Annotated in this window: 16 protein-coding genes; 9 read left to right on the top strand and 7 right to left on the bottom strand. The window is 72.9% G+C overall.

Going from position 1 to position 18,241, the window contains the following annotated elements; genetic code table 11:
* The coding region (locus tag GA0070215_RS19530; protein ID WP_208600380.1) for a C39 family peptidase at positions 1–329 on the top strand (329 nt) is incomplete at its 5' end.
* Positions 330–422: 93 nt separating this feature from the next.
* Here the strand turns inward: GA0070215_RS19530 and recQ are convergent.
* Complete coding sequence (recQ, locus tag GA0070215_RS19525) at positions 423–2,306, bottom strand: DNA helicase RecQ (protein WP_091048251.1); 1,884 nt, start codon at positions 2,304–2,306, stop codon at positions 423–425.
* A gap of 199 nt (positions 2,307–2,505) precedes the next feature.
* On the opposite strand from recQ, the gene rapZ reads away from it, so the two are divergent.
* The 8 genes from rapZ to GA0070215_RS19485 all read left to right on the top strand — a co-directional run bounded on the left by rapZ (position 2,506) and on the right by GA0070215_RS19485 (position 9,582).
* A complete protein-coding gene (rapZ, locus tag GA0070215_RS19520; protein ID WP_026268565.1) occupies positions 2,506–3,402 on the top strand; it encodes an RNase adapter RapZ in 897 nt (298 codons plus the stop codon).
* Positions 3,399–4,403, top strand: coding sequence for a gluconeogenesis factor YvcK family protein (locus GA0070215_RS19515; RefSeq protein ID WP_018788212.1), 1,005 nt, complete (start codon positions 3,399–3,401; stop codon positions 4,401–4,403). The genes rapZ and GA0070215_RS19515 overlap by 4 nt, the downstream gene beginning before the upstream one ends.
* Before the next feature lie 54 nt (positions 4,404–4,457).
* On the top strand, positions 4,458–5,438 hold the full coding sequence (gene whiA, locus GA0070215_RS19510; RefSeq protein WP_018788213.1) for a DNA-binding protein WhiA: 981 nt from the start codon (positions 4,458–4,460) through the stop codon (positions 5,436–5,438).
* 264 nt (positions 5,439–5,702) lie between these two features.
* Positions 5,703–6,707, top strand: a complete 1,005-nt coding sequence (gene gap, locus GA0070215_RS19505; RefSeq protein WP_018788214.1) for a type I glyceraldehyde-3-phosphate dehydrogenase — start codon at positions 5,703–5,705, stop codon at positions 6,705–6,707.
* A 52-nt stretch (positions 6,708–6,759) separates the two neighbouring features.
* Positions 6,760–7,959: a phosphoglycerate kinase gene (locus GA0070215_RS19500; protein WP_091048248.1), complete on the top strand. Its 1,200-nt coding sequence runs from the start codon at positions 6,760–6,762 to the stop codon at positions 7,957–7,959.
* Positions 7,960–8,751: a triose-phosphate isomerase gene (gene tpiA / locus GA0070215_RS19495; RefSeq protein WP_018788216.1), complete on the top strand. Its 792-nt coding sequence runs from the start codon at positions 7,960–7,962 to the stop codon at positions 8,749–8,751.
* Positions 8,752–8,846: 95 nt separating this feature from the next.
* Positions 8,847–9,107: a preprotein translocase subunit SecG gene (secG, locus tag GA0070215_RS19490; protein WP_018788217.1), complete on the top strand. Its 261-nt coding sequence runs from the start codon at positions 8,847–8,849 to the stop codon at positions 9,105–9,107.
* Between the two features lie 130 nt (positions 9,108–9,237).
* Entirely contained in the window at positions 9,238–9,582 is a 345-nt protein-coding gene (locus GA0070215_RS19485) for an RNA polymerase-binding protein RbpA (RefSeq protein ID WP_018788218.1), read from the top strand.
* 65 nt (positions 9,583–9,647) lie between these two features.
* Here the strand turns inward: GA0070215_RS19485 and pgl are convergent, their stop codons facing one another.
* From pgl to tkt, 6 genes are all read right to left on the bottom strand, one after another.
* Positions 9,648–10,418, bottom strand: a complete 771-nt coding sequence (gene pgl, locus GA0070215_RS19480) for a 6-phosphogluconolactonase (RefSeq protein WP_091048244.1) — start codon at positions 10,416–10,418, stop codon at positions 9,648–9,650.
* 48 nt (positions 10,419–10,466) lie between these two features.
* Complete coding sequence (locus GA0070215_RS19475; protein ID WP_018788220.1) at positions 10,467–11,483, bottom strand: glucose-6-phosphate dehydrogenase assembly protein OpcA; 1,017 nt, start codon at positions 11,481–11,483, stop codon at positions 10,467–10,469.
* 31 nt (positions 11,484–11,514) lie between these two features.
* Positions 11,515–13,029 (bottom strand): glucose-6-phosphate dehydrogenase, encoded by a 1,515-nt coding sequence (zwf, locus tag GA0070215_RS19470; RefSeq protein ID WP_018788221.1) that lies wholly within the window; start codon positions 13,027–13,029, stop codon positions 11,515–11,517.
* 50 nt (positions 13,030–13,079) lie between these two features.
* The gene (locus GA0070215_RS19465) at positions 13,080–14,648 is read right to left on the bottom strand and encodes a glucose-6-phosphate isomerase (RefSeq protein ID WP_091048241.1); all 1,569 of its coding nucleotides are present in this window, start codon (positions 14,646–14,648) and stop codon (positions 13,080–13,082) included.
* Positions 14,649–14,749: 101 nt separating this feature from the next.
* Entirely contained in the window at positions 14,750–15,928 is a 1,179-nt protein-coding gene (gene tal, locus GA0070215_RS19460) for a transaldolase (protein WP_091048239.1), read from the bottom strand.
* A gap of 16 nt (positions 15,929–15,944) precedes the next feature.
* Positions 15,945–18,083 carry a transketolase gene (tkt, locus tag GA0070215_RS19455; RefSeq protein WP_018788224.1) on the bottom strand — a complete coding sequence of 713 codons (2,139 nt, stop codon included), beginning with the start codon at positions 18,081–18,083 and terminating at the stop codon, positions 15,945–15,947.
* Positions 18,084–18,241 lie beyond the last annotated feature (158 nt).

Here is an 18,241-nt window from a genome sequence, read left to right as displayed (position 1 = left end):
AGCAGACCGGCGCCACCGACGCCTACAAGTCGGTCGAGATCAGCACCCCCAAGGCCGACGACAAGCAGACCGACACCCTGCGCGCCGACGTGATCAAGACCGTCGACGCCGGCCGGGCCGTGGTCGCCAACATCGCCGGCACCGCCACCGACACCGACGGCACCACCCACTCCTTCGAAGGCGGCCACTACATCAGCGTCACCGGCTACCGCGACAACGGCGACACCGTCACCATCGCCGACAGCGCCGACCCGAACACCGCCACCTACCGCATGAGCATCGACAACCTCGCCGACTGGATCGCCACCCGCGGCTACAGCACCAGCTAAGCCACACCGCCGCACCCATAGCTGCACAGCAAGAACACACACCGGCAGGGCCCGACCCCACCACGGGGTCGGGCCCTGCCGCGTGCGTCGTCGTCAGGACTCGGCGAGGACGGCCAGGATCGCCTCGCCGTACTTGGCGAGCTTGTTCTCGCCGACACCGTTGACCCGGGACAGCTCGGCCAGCGAGGCGGGTGTCTCGGCGGCGATCTGCCGCAGGGTCGCGTCGTGGAAGATGACGTACGCCGGGACGCCCTGCTCCTTGGCGGTGGCCGCGCGCCACGCGCGGAGCCGCTCGAAAGCGGGCGCGGCGGCGGGGGCGAGGTCGGCGACCACAGTGGCCGCGCCCCGCGGTTTGGCGGACCGGCCGGCCGGACGCTCCGGCTCCTTGCGCAGCGTCACGGTACGGCGGCGCCCGAGCACGTCAGCGCTCGCCTCGGTCAGCGCCAGCGTGCCGTAGTCGCCCTCGACGGCGAGCAGCCCTTCGGCCAGCAGTTGCCGCACCACGCCACGCCACTCGGCCTCACGCAGTTCGGTGCCGATGCCGAACGTGCTGAGCGCGTCGTGGCCGTACTGGTCGATCTTGTCGGTGTGCTTGCCGAGCAGGATGTCGATGCTGTGCCCGGCGCCGAACCGCTGGTTGCGCTCGCGGTCGAGCCGGTAGACCGTGGACAGCAGCTTCTGCGCGGCGACGGTGCCGTCCCAGGACTCCGGCGGTTCGAGGCACGTGTCGCAGTTGCCGCAGTCGGCCACCCCGGTCTCGCCGAAGTATTCGAGCAGCTGGGCGCGGCGGCAGCGGACCGTCTCGCAGAGCGCGAGCATCGCGTCCAGGTGGGCGGCGAGGTTGCGCCGGTGCGCCAGGTCGCCCTCCGACGTCTCGATCATCTTGCGCTGCTGCACCACGTCCTGGAGCCCGTACGCCAGCCAGGCCGTGGACGGCAGCCCGTCGCGACCGGCGCGACCGGTCTCCTGGTAGTAGCCCTCCACCGACTTCGGCAGGTCGAGGTGGGCGACGAAGCGGACGTCGGGCTTGTCGATGCCCATGCCGAACGCGATGGTGGCGACCATGACCAGACCGTCCTCGCGCAGGAACCGCTGCTGGTTGGCAGCTCGGGTCGCGGCGTCCAGCCCGGCGTGGTAGGGCAGCGCGGGGACGCCGTTGGCGACCAGGAACTCGGCGGTCTTCTCCACCGAGGCCCGGGACAGGCAGTAGACGATGCCGGCGTCGCCGGGGTGCTCGTCGCGCAGCAGGCTCAGCAGCTGACGGCGCGGCTCCCGCTTGGGGACGATGCGGTACTGGATGTTGGGCCGGTCGAAGCTGGCCACGAAGTGCCGGGCCTCGGTGAGCCGCAGCCGGGTGGCGATCTCGGTGCGCGTGGCCCGGGTCGCGGTGGCGGTCAGCGCGATCCGCGGCACGTCCGGCCAGCGCTCGTGCAGCATCGACAGGTTGAGGTAGTCGGGGCGGAAGTCGTGCCCCCACTGCGAGACGCAGTGCGCCTCGTCGATCGCGAACAGTGCGATCCGGCCGCGTTCCAGCAGGCCGAGCGTGGACCGCACGGCGAGCCCTTCCGGGGCGAGGTAGAGCAGATCCAGCTCACCGGCGAGGTAGGCCGCCTCGACCCGGCGGCGCTGCGCGGGGTCCTGGGTCGAGTTGAGGAACCCGGCCCGCACACCGACTGCGGTGAGCGCGTCGACCTGGTCCTGCATGAGCGCGATCAGCGGCGAGACGACCACCGCCACACCGTCGCGGACCAGCGCCGGGATCTGGTAGCACAGCGACTTGCCGCCACCGGTGGGCATGAGCACCAGCGCGTCGCCGCCGGCCACCACGTGCTCGACGACCTGCTGCTGGAAGCCGCGGAAGGAGTCGTACCCGAAGACCCGGCTCAGCACCTCGAGGGCGTCGCCGGCCGGTGGGGAGGTGGCCGGTGGGGAGGTGGCCGGTGGGGAGGTGGTCCGCTCGTCGGTGGGGGAGACCATCCGCGCAGTCTACGAGCGTCCCCCGACACCGCCCGACCCGGCGAGCCGTGGCGAGTGGGGCGACTTGTTCCGGTCGTCACCCCGTGGAATCCCCCGCCGGGTCGGAGCCGTTAGAGTCGCTGATTGACCATGCGCGGCCGACCGGCCGCGGCGCCACGGCTGGGGGTATCTGGTGAGCGAGGCGCGTACAGCGGGTGACCTGGGACGGACCGAAGGGCAGACAGGGCCGGCCGAGTCGGACACCTCCCTGGTGGTGGTGACCGGCCTGTCCGGCGGCGGGCGCAGCACCGTGGCCCGGGCGTTGGAGAACGTCGGCTACTACGTGGTCGACAACCTCCCGCAGGCGCTGCTGCTGGACATGGCCGAGCTGGCGTTCAAGGCCGGCGGGGCGGCCCGGCGTACGGCGATGGTGCTGGACGTGCGCTCGCGTGCGTTCTCCACCGACCTGGCCGGGGCGATCCGGGAGCTGCGCGAGCGCGGCTTCCAGCCCCGGGTGGTCTTCGTCGACGCCGACGACGAGGTGCTGATCCGCCGGTTCGAGAGCGTGCGCCGCTCGCACCCCTTGCAGGGCGACGGGCGGCTCGCCGACGGCATCGCGGTCGAGCGGACGCTGCTGGAGGAGGCCCGCGAGCAGGCCGACGTGATCATCGACACCAGCCACCTGAACGTGAACCAGCTCCGGCGCCGGGTCGAGGAACTGTTCGGCGGCGAGGACGCCCGCCGGCTGCGGATCACCGTGATCTCGTTCGGCTTCAAGTACGGCCTGCCGCCGGACGCCGACTTCGTGATGGACGCCCGCTTCCTGCCGAACCCGTACTGGGTGCCGGAGCTGCGCGAGCACACCGGCCGGGAGGAGGCGGTGAGCGCGTACGTGCTGGGCCAGGAGGGCGCCGACGCGTTCGTGGCCGGCTACGCCGACCTGGTCAACGCCACCACCGCCGGGTTCGAGCGGGAGGGCAAGCGCTACCTGACCGTGGCGGTCGGCTGCACCGGCGGCAAGCACCGCAGCGTGGCCATCGCCGAGGAGCTGGCCGCCCGGCTGCGCCACTCCGGCATCGCCGCCAACGCCCAGCACCGGGACCTGGGGCGGGAGTGACCCCGACCAGGGTGGTCGCCTTCGGCGGCGGGCACGGGCTCTCGGCGTCGCTGCGGGCGCTGCGTCACTGCGTACCCGAACTGGACCTGGACATCACCGCGGTGGTCACCGTCGGTGACGACGGCGGCTCCAGCGGCCGGTTGCGCGCCGAGCGCGGCGGCCTGCCGCCGGGCGACCTGCGGCAGGCGCTGGTCGCGCTGGCCGGTGACCATCCGGCCACCCGGCGCAGCGCGGCGTTGTTCCAGCACCGCTTCCCCGCCGCCGGGCCGCAGCCGCCGACGCTCGCCGCGCCGGTCCCGATCGCGGTCGGCGACTCGCTCGCCGGCCACGCGGTCGGCAACCTGCTGCTGCACGGGCTCACCGAGCTGCTCGGCGACCCGGTGGCCGCGCTCGACCACGCCGGGGCGATGCTCGGCGCGGTGGGCCGGGTGCTGCCGATGTCCCGGCAGCCGGTGGGCATCGAGGCCCGGGTCCGTGGCGCCGACCCGGAGCACCCGGACGAGGTGTCCACGGTGCGCGGCCAGCACCAGGTCGCGGTCACCTCGGGCACCGTCGAGTCGCTGCGGCTCAACCCGTCCGCGCCGGCCGCGTGCGCCGAGGCGGTGACAGCGGTACGCGCCGCGGACTGGCTGATCTTCGGGCCCGGTAGCTGGTACACGAGCGTGCTGCCGCACCTGCTGGTGCCGGGCCTGGCCGACGCGATCGTGTCCAGCCCGGCGCGGCGGCTGGTGACGCTCAACCTGGTGGCCGAGAAGGAGACCTCGGGGCTCTCCCTGCCCGACCATCTGGACACACTGCGGCGCTATCTGCCCGAGCTGAAGGTGGACCGGGTGCTCGCCGACGCCACGGCGGTGGGTGATCCCGCGGCGGTCGAACGTGCGGCAGAATCGCTTGGTGCCCGGCTGGTCCTCGCTCCCGTCGCCGTCCTGGACGGCACGCCCCGTCATGATCCAGCCGCACTGGGCGCCGCGCTGGTGCCTGTCCTGCGCGCCGATCGTTAGACACGTACGTAATCACCGGCGACACGCCGGAACCGGTCCGTGAGGGGGCGCACTATGGCGATGACGGCTGCGGTCAAGGACGAGCTGAGTCGGGTCGACGTGCCCAAGCCCTGCTGTCGCCGGGCGGAGATGGCCGCCCTGCTGCGTTTCGCCGGCGGCCTGCACATCGTGTCGGGTCGCGTCGTGGTCGAGGCGGAGCTGGACACCGGCGCGGTGGCCCGCCGGCTGCGGCGGGAGATCGCCGAGGTCTACGGCTACCCGAGCGAGATCCACGTGCTCGCCTCCGGCGGGCTGCGCAAGGGCAGCCACTTCATCGTGCGGGTGGTCAAGGACGGCGAGGCGCTCGCCCGGCAGACCGGCCTGCTCGACGTGCGGGGCCGCCCGGTGCGCGGCCTGCCGCCGCACGTGGTGGCCGCGAACGTCTGCTGTGCCGTGTCGGCCTGGCGGGGCGCGTTCATGGCGCACGGTTCGCTCACCGAGCCGGGCCGCTCCAGCGCGCTGGAGATCACCTGCCCGGGCCCGGAGTCGGCGCTGGCGCTCGTCGGCGCCGCCCGGCGGATCGGCATCACCGCCAAGAACCGCGAGGTGCGCGGCGTGGACCGGGTGGTGGTCAAGGACGGTGACGCGATCGCCGCGCTGCTCACCCGCATCGGCGCGCACTCCAGCGTGCTGGCCTGGGAGGAGCGCCGGGTACGCCGGGAGGTGCGCGCGACAGCGAACCGGCTGGCCAACTTCGACGACGCCAACCTGCGCCGCTCGGCCCGCGCCGCGGTGGCCGCGGCGGCCCGGGTGACCCGCGCGCTGGAGATCCTCGCCGACGACGCCCCGAACCACCTGACCTCGGCCGGGCGGCTGCGCCTGGAGCACCGTCAGGCCTCGCTGGAGGAACTGGGCGCGCTCGCCGAGCCGCCGCTGACCAAGGACGCCATCGCCGGCCGGATCCGCCGGCTGCTCGCGCTGGCCGACAAGCGTGCCCGTGACCTGGGCATCCCGGATACGGAAGCGGCAGTCACGCCGGACATGCTCGTGGTCTGATAGGACTCGGGCGGCATCGCACCGCGAGCGGGATCACCACCCGCCGCAGCGCCACGCCGCGCGCTCGGATATGGTCGCTGCGTACGGCAAGGGGGCCGGAACAGGCGCTCCTCGCCGTGCTCACCGCCTCGGGCGGTCAGGTCTCCGTGACCGCGGCGGGGTGGCCGAGATGACATGTCGACGGCCGGCTCCAACGGTCGGCGCACACACCTCCGCCGGCCCCGGTCTGGCGCCGGCGGACCAGAACGCGAGGAGATGGGACCTGTGACCATCCGGGTTGGCATCAACGGCTTCGGCCGGATCGGCCGCAACTTCTTCCGGGCAGTGCTGGCGTCCGGCGCTGACATCGAGGTCGTGGCGGTCAACGACCTGACCGACAACGCGACGCTCGCCCACCTTGTCAAGTACGACAGCATCCTGGGTCGCCTCCCGCACGAGGTGAAGGCCAGCGCCGACGAGATCACCGTGGGTGGCAAGGCCATCAAGGTGTTCGAGGAGAAGGACCCCGGCAAGCTGCCGTGGGGCGACCTCGGCGTCGACGTCGTCATCGAGTCCACCGGGTTCTTCACCGACGGCACCAAGGCGAAGGCGCACCTCGACGGCGGGGCCAAGAAGGTCGTCATCTCCGCGCCGGCGAAGAACGAGGACGTCACAGTGGTCATGGGCGTCAACCAGGACCAGTACGACCCGGCCAAGCACAACATCATCTCGAACGCCTCCTGCACCACCAACTGCCTGGCCCCGATGGCCAAGGTCCTGCAGGACACGTTCGGCATCAAGCAGGGTCTGATGACCACCATCCACGCGTACACGCAGGACCAGAACCTGCAGGACGCGCCGCACTCCGACCTGCGCCGGGCCCGCGCCGCCGCGCTGAACATCGTGCCGACCTCGACCGGTGCCGCGAAGGCCATCGGCCTGGTCCTGCCGGAGCTCAAGGGCAAGCTGGACGGCTACGCGCTGCGCGTGCCGATCCCGACCGGCTCGGCCACCGACCTGACCGTCGAGGTCGGCCGGGAGACCACTGTGGACGAGGTGAACGCCGCGCTCAAGGCCGCCGCCGAGGGTCCGCTGCGGGGCATCCTCACCTACAACGAGGACCCGATCGTCTCCGCCGACATCGTGACCGACCCGGCGTCGTGCATCTTCGACGCGCCGCTGACCAAGGTGATCGGCAACCAGGTCAAGGTCGTCGGCTGGTACGACAACGAGTGGGGCTACTCGAACCGCCTGGTGGACCTGGTCAAGCTGGTGGGTCAGTCCCTGTGAGTGCGAGGAGCGAGCTTGCGCGCCCCGAAGTCACGAACGGAGGGCTAGCTCTGTGACGATCCGTAACCTCGACGACCTGCTCGCCGAGGGGGTGTCGGGTCGGCGCGTGCTGGTGCGCGCCGACCTGAACGTCCCGCTCGACAAGCAGTCCGGGGAGATCACCGACGACGGCCGGATCCGGGCCGTCCTGCCGACGCTGAGCGCGCTGGTGCAGGCCGGCGCGAAGGTGGTCGTCTGCTCGCACCTGGGCCGCCCGAAGGGCGCGCCGGACCCGCAGTTCAGCCTCCGCCCGGTCGCCGGGCGGCTCGGCGAGCTGCTCGGCGCCCCGGTCCACTTCGCCGAGGACACCGTCGGTGACTCGGCGCGGGCATGCGTGGCCGAGCTGGCCGACGGCCAGGTCGCGCTGCTGGAGAACCTGCGGTTCAACGCCGGTGAGACCAGCAAGGACGACGCGGAGCGGAGCGCGTTCGCCGACCAGCTCGCCGCGCTCGGCGACGCCTACGTGGACGACGCGTTCGGCGCGGTGCACCGCAAGCACGCCAGCGTGCACGACGTACCGGCCCGGCTGCCGCACGTCGCGGGCCGGCTGGTGCTGCGCGAGGTCGAGGTGCTCAGCCGTCTGACCGGCTCCCCGGAGCGGCCGTACGTGGTGGTGCTGGGCGGCTCCAAGGTCTCCGACAAGCTCGCCGTGATCGAGGCACTGCTGCCGACCGTCGACCGGCTGCTCATCGGCGGCGGGATGTGCTTCACCTTCCTCAAGGCCCAGGGCCACGAGGTGGGCACGTCGCTGCTGGAGAAGGACATGGTCGAGACCTGCCGCAACCTGATGGAGCGCGCGCCGGGCAAGATCATGCTCCCGGTCGACGTGGTGGCCGCCGACGCGTTCGCGCCTGACGCCGCGCACGACACCGTGCCCGCCGACGGCATCCCCAGCCACCGCCTGGGCCTGGACATCGGCCCGGAGACGGTGGCCGGTTTCGCCGCCGCGCTGTCGCAGGCGAAGACCGTCTTCTGGAACGGCCCGATGGGCGTGTTCGAGATGGCGGCGTTCGCCAACGGCACCCGGGGCGTGGCCGAGGCGATCACCAAGGCCGACGCGTTCAGCGTGGTCGGCGGCGGCGACTCGGCCGCGGCGGTGCGCGCGCTGGGCCTCGACGAGTCCTCGTTCGGGCACATCTCCACCGGTGGTGGCGCCTCCCTGGAATACCTGGAGGGCAAGACCCTCCCCGGCATCGCGGCCCTGGAGAACTGAATGGCGAGCACGACCCGCCGGCCGCTGATGGCCGGCAACTGGAAGATGAACCTGAACCACCTCGAGGCCAACCTGCTGGTGCAGAAGCTGGCCGCGAGCCTGAACGAGAAGCAGCTCACCGACGTCGAGTGCGTGGTGCTGCCGCCCTTCACCGACCTGCGTACCGTGCAGACCGCCGTGGACGGCGACAAACTGCTGATCGGCTACGGCGCGCAGGACCTGTCGCCGCACCCGTCGGGCGCCTACACCGGTGACATCGCCGGCCCGATGCTCGCCAAGCTGGGCTGCGGCTACGTGGTGGTCGGCCACTCCGAGCGGCGGCAGTACCACCAGGAGGACGACGCCCTCGTCAACGCGAAGGTGTCGGCGGCGCTGGCCAACGGGCTCACCCCGATCCTCTGCATCGGCGAGGGCCTGGAGGTCCGGGAGCAGTCGGGTCAGGTGCGGCACTGCTGCGACCAGCTCGACGGCGCGCTGAAGGGGCTCACCGCCGAGCAGGTCACCAAGGTCGTCGTGGCGTACGAGCCGGTCTGGGCGATCGGCACCGGCAAGACGGCGACCCCGGAGGACGCCCAGGAGGTCTGCGGCGCGGTGCGCAAGCGCATCGCCGAGACCTACGACGAGGGCACCGCCGAGCAGGTCCGGATCCTCTACGGCGGGTCGGTCAAGGCGTCGAACGTCGCCGCGATCATGGCGCAGCCGGACGTGGACGGGGCTCTGGTCGGGGGCGCCAGCCTGGACGCGGAGGAGTTCGCGCAGATCTGCCGGTTCCCGGAGCACATCGCCCGCTGATCGCTCGCTATCCTTGACGCTGCCCGTCCACCGGTCGGTGCCGCAGTGCCCGACAGGTCCGGGCAGTGATCGCAACGAGAGGACTGACCCCCGCCATGCCGATCTGGTTCGCCTACACGATGATCACGTTGCTGGTCATCACGAGCGTGCTGCTCGTTCTGCTGATCCTCCTGCACCGCGGCAAGGGCGGCGGGTTGTCGAGCATGTTCGGCGGCGGCGTCAGCTCCAGCCTGGCCGGTTCCTCGGTGGCCGAGAAGAATCTCGACCGCTACACCGTTCTGGTGGGAATCGTCTGGTTCGCCTGCATCGTCGGCCTCGGCCTCTGGCTGCGGCTGCAGATGGCCAGCGGCACCTGAGTCGGCGCTGAGAAGCGTACAATCTGCGCGCGGTCCGTCACGGACCGCGCGCAGTTTTGTTTCTCCGCACGTCGCCCGCCGCCCACCCCCTCCGGCGGCGGTCCCCTCCGACGACAGGGAGCGAGCAACCGTGCCCAGCAACAACGTCATCCGCGGTACCCGGATCGGGTCCGCCCCCGAGCGGTTCGACCAGCGGGTCGAGCCCGCGCCGCGCCGACCGGTCGTCTACTGGTGCCGCCACGGGCACCGGGTCGAGTTCCTGATCGCCGCCGAGGCGGAGACGCCCGCCACCTGGGAGTGCCCCCGCTGTGGCGAGCCGGCCGGCCCCGACCCGGGCGACCCGCCGGGCCGCCAGCGCGCCGAGCCGTACAAGACCCACCTGGCGTACGTGCAGGAGCGGCGTACCCCGGAGGAGGGGGAGGCGCTGCTCGCCGAGGCCCTCGACGCGCTGCGGCGGCGTCGCGGCCGCGCCTGAGCCGAGGTGTTAAGAAGGGGCCCCTTCTCTACCGGAGACGTTAAGAAGGGGCCCTTCCTTACCGCTCAGCGGAGGCTGCGCAGGCGCGGCGGCACGTTCGCCGCCGCGGCCCGGTCGAGGAGCCAGAGGGTACGGGAGACGCCACCCACCCCGGCGGCCGGCACCTGGACCGGCCCGGCCCCGGCCAGCGCCATGCCCACCGCCCGGACCTTGTCCGCCCCGGCGGCGATCAGCCAGACCTCCTCGGCCGTGTTGATCGTCGGCAGCGTCAGCGTGGTCCGCACCGGCGGCGGCTTCGGGCTGCCCCGCACCGCGCTGACCGGCCGGTTGTCGTGGTGCACCGGATGCTCCGGGAACACCGACGCCACGTGGCCGTCCTCGCCGACGCCGAGCATCAGCACGTCGAAGTGCGGCACGATCGCGTTCCCGGGCCGGGCGGCTGCGGCCAACTCCCGCGCGTACCGGGCGGCAGCCGCCTCCGGGTCGTCACCCGCCGGGCCGTCCGACGCCGGCATCGGGTGCACCCGGGCCGGGTCCAGCGGCACCGTGTCCAGCAGCGCCACCCGCGCCTGCGTCTCGTTGCGTTCCGGGTCGCCGGCGGGCAGGAACCGCTCGTCGCCCCACCACACGTCGACCCGGGACCAGTCGACGGCGTCCCGGGCGGGCAACTGCCCGACCGCCCGGTACACCGCCGCGGCGATCCGCCCGCCGGTCAGCACCACCGACGCCTGGCCGCGCTCGGCCTGCGCGTCGAGCAGCTTCACCACCAACCGGGCCGCCACCGCCTGCGCCAGCAGGTCGGGGTCGGCGTGTACGGCGACACTCGCCTCAGTCATCCGTCATGCCCTCGTGTTTCTGTGCTTCCGGCCGCCCGGTCCGGGCGGTCACTCGTTGGCGGTCGCGCCCGCGTGCGCGGTCACGCCGGCCTCGGCCCGCTGGGCGGTCGCCGGATCCTTCCACACGTGCACCCGCTGGGCCGGACGCTGGTCGAGGCCGGTGATCCCGGCCGCGGCGCCGAGCGCCTCCGCGTACACCTGGTCGGCGTCGAGGCGGCGCAGCTCCTCGGCCAGCTCGTCGCCGAGCGGCCGGCGCACCAGCGGCAGCGTGCGGTCCGCCTGCCCGGTACGCCGGAACACCGCGATGCTGTCGTCCCGGGTGAGTGTCAGCTCGTCGCCGTTGGCGCAGCGCAACTGCACCTGGCGCATCCGCGGGAACTCGTCGGTGGCGGTCGGTACCGGCTCGATGCCGAGCCGGGCCTTCAGCCAGCCGCGCATCAGCGCCGCCGTCGGGTCCGACGGGGGCGCCACCACGCTCGCCTCGACGACCCGGGCCTGGGTGGTGTCGAACGCGCCCGCCACGAGCGTGCGCCACGGGGTGATCCGGGTCCACGCCAGGTCGGTGTCGCCCGGTGCGTAGTCGCGGGCCCGCTGCCGCAGCGCGGCGATCGGGTCGGCGGCCTGCGCCGAGTCGGTGATCCGCCGGTCCGCCACCACGCCGAGGAAGTCGGTGGAGATCTCCTCCGGCGGCTCGCCGTGCCACCACGTCACCACCGGCACGTCCGGCACCAGCAGCGGCATCACCACCGACTCGGCGTGCAGCGCGAGCCGCCCGTACATCCGCGTCACCACCGCCTCGCACGGCCCGAGCCGGCCGCCCACGACGATCTCCGCGTCCAGCCGGTTGCGGTCGCGCTCCACGTCGGAGCGGACCACCACGAGCAGCCGGCACGGGTGCGCCGCCGCGGCGATGGTGGCCGCCGCCTCGGCCTCGCGTACCCGCTTCTCGTCCACCACCACGATCAGCGTGAGCGCCATGCCACTGGCCACCCCGCCCGCGCTGCGCCGCTCCGCGGCCAGCGCCTTGACCACCTCGTTGCCGGTGGTGTCCCACAGCCCGATCAATGGAGCCTCCTGGTTCGCTCGCAGTGCTCGCTCACGCTCTCCGCCAAGCCCGGCCCTCGCGGGCCAACATCTCGTCGGCGGCCCGGGGCCCCCACTCACCGGCCCGGTACGGCTCCGGGGTCGTGCCCTCCCAGGCGTGCTCCAGCGGGTCGACGACCTGCCAGCTCTGCTCCACCTCGGCGGCGTCCGGGAACAGCGTCCGGTCACCGATCAGCACGTCCAGCACCAGCCGCTCGTACGCCTCGGGGCTGGACTCGGTGAACGCCTCGCCGTACTGGAAGTCCATCGCGATGTCGCGGACCTCCATCGTGGTGCCCGGCACCTTGGAGCCGAACTTCAGCACCACGCCCTCGTCCGGCTGCACCCGGATGACGAGCTGGTTGGGGCCGAGGGACTCCATGTCGGCGGCGTTGAACGGCAGGTGCGGCGCCTTCTTGAACATGATGGCCACCTCGGTGACCCGCCGGGGCAGCCGCTTGCCGGCCCGGATGTAGAACGGCACCCCGGCCCAGCGGCGGTTCTGGATGCCCAACTTAACCGCCACGTACGTCTCGGTGGTGGAGCCCTCCGGGACGCCCTCCTCCTCCAGGTAGCCCTTGGCGCGCTCGCCGCCCACCCAGCCGGGCAGGTACTGGCCGCGCACGGTGTCCTCGGAGACGTCCCGCGGCACGGTGATCGCCTTGAGCACCTTGAGCTTCTCGGCCCGGATCTCGTCGGCGTCGAAGCTCGTCGGCTCCTCCATCGCGACCAGGGCGAGCAACTGGAGCAGGTGGTTCTGCAGCACGTCACGGGCGGTGCCGACGGAGTCGTAGAAGGCCGCCCGGGTGCCGATGCCGACGTCCTCGGCCATGGTGATCTGCACCGAGTCGACGTACGTGGAGTTCCACAGCGGCTCGAACAGGTTGTTCGCGAAGCGCAGCGCCAGGATGTTCTGGACCGTCTCCTTGCCCAGGTAGTGGTCGATCCGGAACACGTCCTGGCGGGTGAAGACGTCGTCGACCAGGTCGTTGAGCGCCTTGGCCGAGGGCAGGTCGTTGCCGAAGGGCTTCTCCACCACGACCCGCCGCCAGCCGCCGGACTTGGCGTTGTCCGCCATGCCGGTGCGGGCCAGCTGCTTGAGCACCACCGGGAAGGCCGCCGGGGGGATGGAGAAGTAGAAGGCGGCGTTGCCGGGGATACCGTGCGTGTCGCGCAGCTCGTCGAGCGTGGCGGCGAGATGGTCGAACGCCGCGTCGTCGTCGAACGAGCCGCCGACGAACTTGATGTTGCCGGCGAGCCGGGCCCACACCTCCTCCCGCCACGGGGTACGGGCGTGCTTCTTGGCCGCGTCGTGCGCCACCGACTCGAAGTCGCCGTCGCCCCAGTCGCGCCGGGCGAAGCCCAGGACCACGAAACCGGGCGGCAGGAGACCCCGGTTGGCCAGGTCGTAGACCGCCGGCAGCAGCTTCTTGCGGGCCAGGTCGCCCGTCACCCCGAAGATCACCAGGGCACACGGCTCGGGGATCCGGGGCAGCCGCCGGTCCTGCGGATCGCGCAGCGGGTTCACCGGGCCACCTCCTCCTGCGTCTCGGTCCGCTGATTCCAGGTCATTGATCGTCACGTGCGTGTCCGTCCGGCCGTGTCCAGGATCTGGGCGACACCCGCCGCCCGCTCGGTCAGGTGCAGTCGCAGCACCGGTCGCTCCCGGCCGGCCAGGGCCCGCCGGTCGCCTGCGGCCTGGGCCGCCTGGAGCTGCGCGAAGGTATACGGACGACCGGGCACCTCCAGATCATCGGTGACCGCACCGGTGATCTGGAGGTGCCGGCCGTGCGGGTCGGTGTGGTGCGTCCGGCGCGGTCCCCAGCCGAAGGTGACCGGGCGTCCGGCGGCCCGCGCCAGCAGCGGGCGCAGCCCGGCGACCGCCGCGTCGGCGTGCCGGTCGAGGTACGCGGTCACCACGAGGTGCTCCCGTTCGCCGAGCCCGTCGAGCAGCCACCGCAGCGCGCCGGCCAGGTCGGCCGGGGCGCCGCTCGGGGCGTACACCTCGATCGCGCCCTCGACCGACGACGGCGGCCCGCCCTCCGGCGCTTCGTCGGCCGGCACGGCGGCGGGCGCCGCGAACGGGTCGGTCCGCAGCGTCACCGCGGCGGTCGCGGCCGCGTAGGCCCAGGCAAGCAGGTGCGCGCCGAGCGGGCCGTTCACCGCGACGTCGGCGGCCACGCCCGGTCCGACACCGGCGCCGAGGGCGCCGCCGAGCCCGACTGTGAGCACGCCCGGACCGGTGGCGCCGGGGGAGTCGGGGGACTCCACGACTACCGGCAGCAGCCGCCCACCGGTGGCGTCGGCGAGCAACGCGCCGGCCCAGCGGCCCAGGCCGTCGAGGCCGGTGCCGTCGGGGACCAGCGCGACGGTGTGCCGGCCGGCACCGGCCGCCGCGCCCAGGGCCGCGCCGAGCGCCAGGGCCGGGTTGTCCCGGTCCCGGTCCAGCGCGCCGGTGAGCGCCTCGGCCTCGTCCAGCACCTCGGCCACCGGCGCGCCGGCCAGCGCCGCCGGGACCAGTCCGAACGCGGTGAGGGCGGCCCACGGCCCGGCCACGTCCGGTTCGGCCGGGATCACCACCGCGCCCAGCTCGTCGGCGCGCGCCGCGAGTTCCGAGCCGGGCTCGGTGACCACCACGACGTGCCGGGCGGCATCGGGGCCCTCGCCCGCCCACGCCCGCCGGTAGGCGCGCAGGTGGGCGTCGGTGGTCCGGTCGAGACCGTGCCGGTCGGCGAGCACCAGGAGGGTACGCGCCGGGCGGTCGGCGAGCGCGGCCCGGACCGGCCCCGGATCGGCGGTGCCGAGCACTGTCACCGGCCGGCCCAGGCACTCGGCGAGCACCTCGGCGGCGAGCGTGTCGCCGCCGGCGCCGGCCAGCACCACGTGGTCCAGGTCGTCCAGCTCGGCGGCCAGTTCGGCGAGCTGGGGGAGCAGGTCCCGGCTGTGCCGGTGGGCGTGCAGCCAGCCCAGCCGGGTGAGGGCCGCCGCCTCGGCGGCGGGCCCCCAGAGGGCCGGGTCCGCGGCGGCGAGCCGGGCCGGCACGTCGTGGGAGACGAGCGTGGCGCGCGCGGACGCGCCGACGGCGTCCGCGCCGCGCACGGCCAGACCGGCGGCCATGTCCGCCCGCCCGGCCAGCAGATCACTCACGGCGCCAGCCCCGGCTCGCTCACGGCAACCACCTCACCCGTTCCAGGCTACGGCGCGACGCGTCCCGGGGCCCGGCCCCGGGACGCGTCGGACGCCGTCGGTCACGCGTTGCCGCCGGCCTGCTGCGCCGCCTGCGCGTTCTCCCCGGCGGCCCGGTGCGGGCTGCCCGAACCCTTGGCCGCCTCGGCGAGGGACTTCTTGACCCCCTCCAGCAGCTCCACCCAGCTCGCCTCGAACTTCTCCACGCCCTCGCGCTCCAGCGTGGCGATCACGTCGGACAGGTCGACGCCCACCGACTGGAGGTCGGCGAAGACCTGGCGGGCGTCGTCGTACGCGACGGTGACGGTGTCCGCCTTCGTCTCGCCGTGCTCGGCGTACGCGTGGATGACCGGCTCCGGCATGGTGTTGACAGTGCCGGGGGCGATCAGCTCCTCGACGTAGACGACGTCCCGGTAGTCCGGGTTCTTCGTCGACGTGGAGGCCCACAGCGGGCGCTGCGGGTGGGCGCCCGCGTCGGCCAGCTTCTGCCAGCGGGCAGAGGAGAACACCTCGCCGTAGCGCTCGTACGCCAGCCGGGCGTTGGCGACGGCGGCCTTGCCGCGCAGCGCCTTGGCCTGGTCGGAGCCGATCTTCTCCAGCCGCTTGTCCACCTCGCTGTCGACCCGGGAGACGAAGAACGAGGCGACCGAGCCGATCTTCGACAGGTCGTGCCCGTTCGCCTGCGCCTGCTCGAGGCCGGCCAGGAAGGCGTCCATCACCTGCGAGTACCGGTCCAGGCCGAAGATCAGCGTGACGTTGACGCTGATCCCCTCGGCGAGCGTCGCGGTGATCGCGGGCAGGCCCTCCTCGGTGGCCGGGATCTTGATGAACAGGTTCGGCCGGTCGACCAGCCACCACAGCGCCTTGGCCTCGGCGACGGTCTTCGCCGCGTCGTGCGCCGAGCGGGGGTCCACCTCGATCGACACGCGGCCGTCCACGCCGCCGCTGGCGTCGTACGACGGGCGCATCACGTCGCAGGCCCACCGCACGTCGTACGTGGTGAGCATGCGGACCGCCTCCTCCACGTCCACGCCGCGTACGGCGAGGTCGCGAAGCTGCCAGTCGTACTCGTCGGCGTCGCTCAACGCCTTCGCGAAGATCGTCGGGTTGGTGGTCACCCCGGCGACGTGGCTCTCCCGGCGCAGCTTGTCCAGCCCGCCGGAACTCAGCCGTACCCGGGAAAGATCGTCCAGCCAGATCGCCACACCGGCGTTCTGGAGATCACTCAGCCTGTCCGTCATGACGTCCACGCTCCCCTCAGTTGCCGGTCGTGAAACCGGTGATGTCTCCCACCCGGGTCAGCGCCGCGTGCGCGGCGGCCACGATCCGGTCGGGGGTGAACCCGAACTGCTCGAAGAGCACGGTGTGCGGCGCGCTGGCGCCGTAGTGCTCGATGCTCACGCACTCGCCGCTGTCGCCGACGATCGCCCGCCACGACATCGCGATGCCCGCCTCCACGCTCACCCGTGCCTTTACCCCGCGCGGCAGCACCGACTCCCGGTACGCCTCGTCCTGGGCGAAGAACCACTCCTGGCAGGGCATGGAGACGACCCGGGTGGGGGTGCCGTCGGCCTCCAGCCGCTCCCGCGCGGTGAGGCAGAGCTGTACCTCGGAGCCGGTGCCGACCAGGATCACCTGCGGCTTGCCGTTCGACGCCTCGGCCAGCACGTACCCGCCCTTGGCGACGCCCTCGGCACCGCCGAGGTCGGTGCGGTCGAACGTCGGCAGCGCCTGGCGGCTGAGCGCCAGCGCGGTCGGCCGGTCGGTGTGCTCCAGCGCCTGCCGCCACGCCCAGACCGTCTCGTTGGCGTCGGCCGGGCGGACCACGTCCAGGCCGGGGATGGCCCGCAGCGCGGTCAGGTGCTCGATCGGCTGGTGCGTCGGGCCGTCCTCGCCGAGACCGATCGAGTCGTGCGTCCAGACGTACGTCACCGGCAGCTTCATCAGCGCGGCCAGCCGCACCGCCGGGCGCATGTAGTCGCTGAACACCAGGAACGTGCCGCCGTACGGGCGGGTGCCGCCGTGCAGGGCGATGCCGTTGAGGATCGCGCCCATGGCGTGCTCGCGGATGCCGAAGTGCAGCGTGCGGCCGTACTCGTCACCCGGGAAGTCCTTGGTGGCGTGTGCCGCCGGGACGAACGACCGCTCGCCCTTCATGGTGGTGTTGTTGCTCTCGGCCAGGTCGGCCGAGCCGCCCCACAGCTCGGGCAGCACCGGCGCGAGGGCCTCCAGGATCTTGCCGGAGGCGGCCCGGCTGGCGAGGCCCTTGGCGTCCGCGCCGAAGGTGGGCAGCGCGTCGGTCCAGCCGGTGGGCAGGGTACGGGTGGACATCCGGTCCCACAGCGCCTTGCGCTCCGGGTCGGCCTGGGCCCACGCGTCGAACCGGGTGGTCCACTCGGCCTGCTCCTGTGCGCCGCGCTCCATCACCTGACGGGCGTGCTTGAGCACCTCCTCGTCGACGGCGAAGGTGCGCTGCGGGTCGAAGCCGAGGATCTCCTTGGTGGCCTTCACCTCGTCCGCGCCGAGCGCCGAACCGTGGATCTTGCCGGTGTTCTGCTTGTTCGGCGCCGGCCAGCCGATGATCGTGCGCAGCGCGATGAACGACGGCCGGCCGGTCTCCGCCTTGGCGGCCAGCAGCGCCTCGTACAGCGCCTCCACGTCCTCGTGGTAGTCGCCCTGGTCGGCGTCGCCGCGGCGCCAGTCGACGGTCTGCACGTGCCAGCCGTACGCCTCGTAGCGGGCCGCCACGTCCTCGCTCTTGGCGATGCGGGTGTCGTCCTCGATCGAGATCTCGTTGTCGTCGTAGATCACGCAGAGGTTGCCGAGCTGCTGGTGGCCGGCGAGCGCGCTGGCCTCGTGGGTGATGCCCTCCTCGATGTCGCCGTCGGAGGCGATGCACCAGATGTCGTGCCGGAACGGGGAGTCGGCGCGGTCCGGCTCGGGATCGAACAGGCCGCGCTCGCGGCGGGCGGCCATGGCCATGCCGACCGCGTTGCCGAGGCCCTGACCGAGCGGCCCGGTGGTGGTCTCGACGCCCGGGGTGTGGCCGTGCTCCGGGTGGCCCGGGGTGAGCGAGCCCCACTGGCGCAGCGCCTTGAGGTCGTCCAGCGCCAGCGGGTAGCCGGAGAGGAAGAGCTGGATGTAGAGCGTCAGGCTGGAGTGGCCGGCGGAGAGCACGAACCGGTCGCGTCCGGCCCAGTTCGGGTCGGCGGGGTTGTGGCGCATGACCCGGTTGAAGAGCAGGTACGCCACCGGGGCGAGGCTCATCGCCGTCCCGGGGTGGCCGTTGCCGGATTTCTCCACGGCGTCCATGGCCAGCACGCGGACCGTGTCGACGGCCCTGCGGTCGAGGTCGGACCAGTTGAGAGCGGGAAGCTCGGGTCGGTTGGCAGCCACGATGGTTGTGCTCCTCGGCAGATGGGCGGAACCCTCACTGATGACCCTATCGAGCGGTGCTAAACGTCCGCCCGGGGATCTCGGCATGCTGTTCTGTACGGATCGCGCACGTCCGGCCGTTCAACCCCAGGTGTGACGGCTCGCACCGTTGCCGGGTC

The sequence above is a fragment of the Micromonospora marina genome (genome assembly GCF_900091565.1).
Taxonomy (GTDB): domain Bacteria; phylum Actinomycetota; class Actinomycetes; order Mycobacteriales; family Micromonosporaceae; genus Micromonospora; species Micromonospora marina.
Note: the sequence above shows the minus strand (reverse complement) of the source record. Positions and strands in the feature narration are given on the sequence as shown.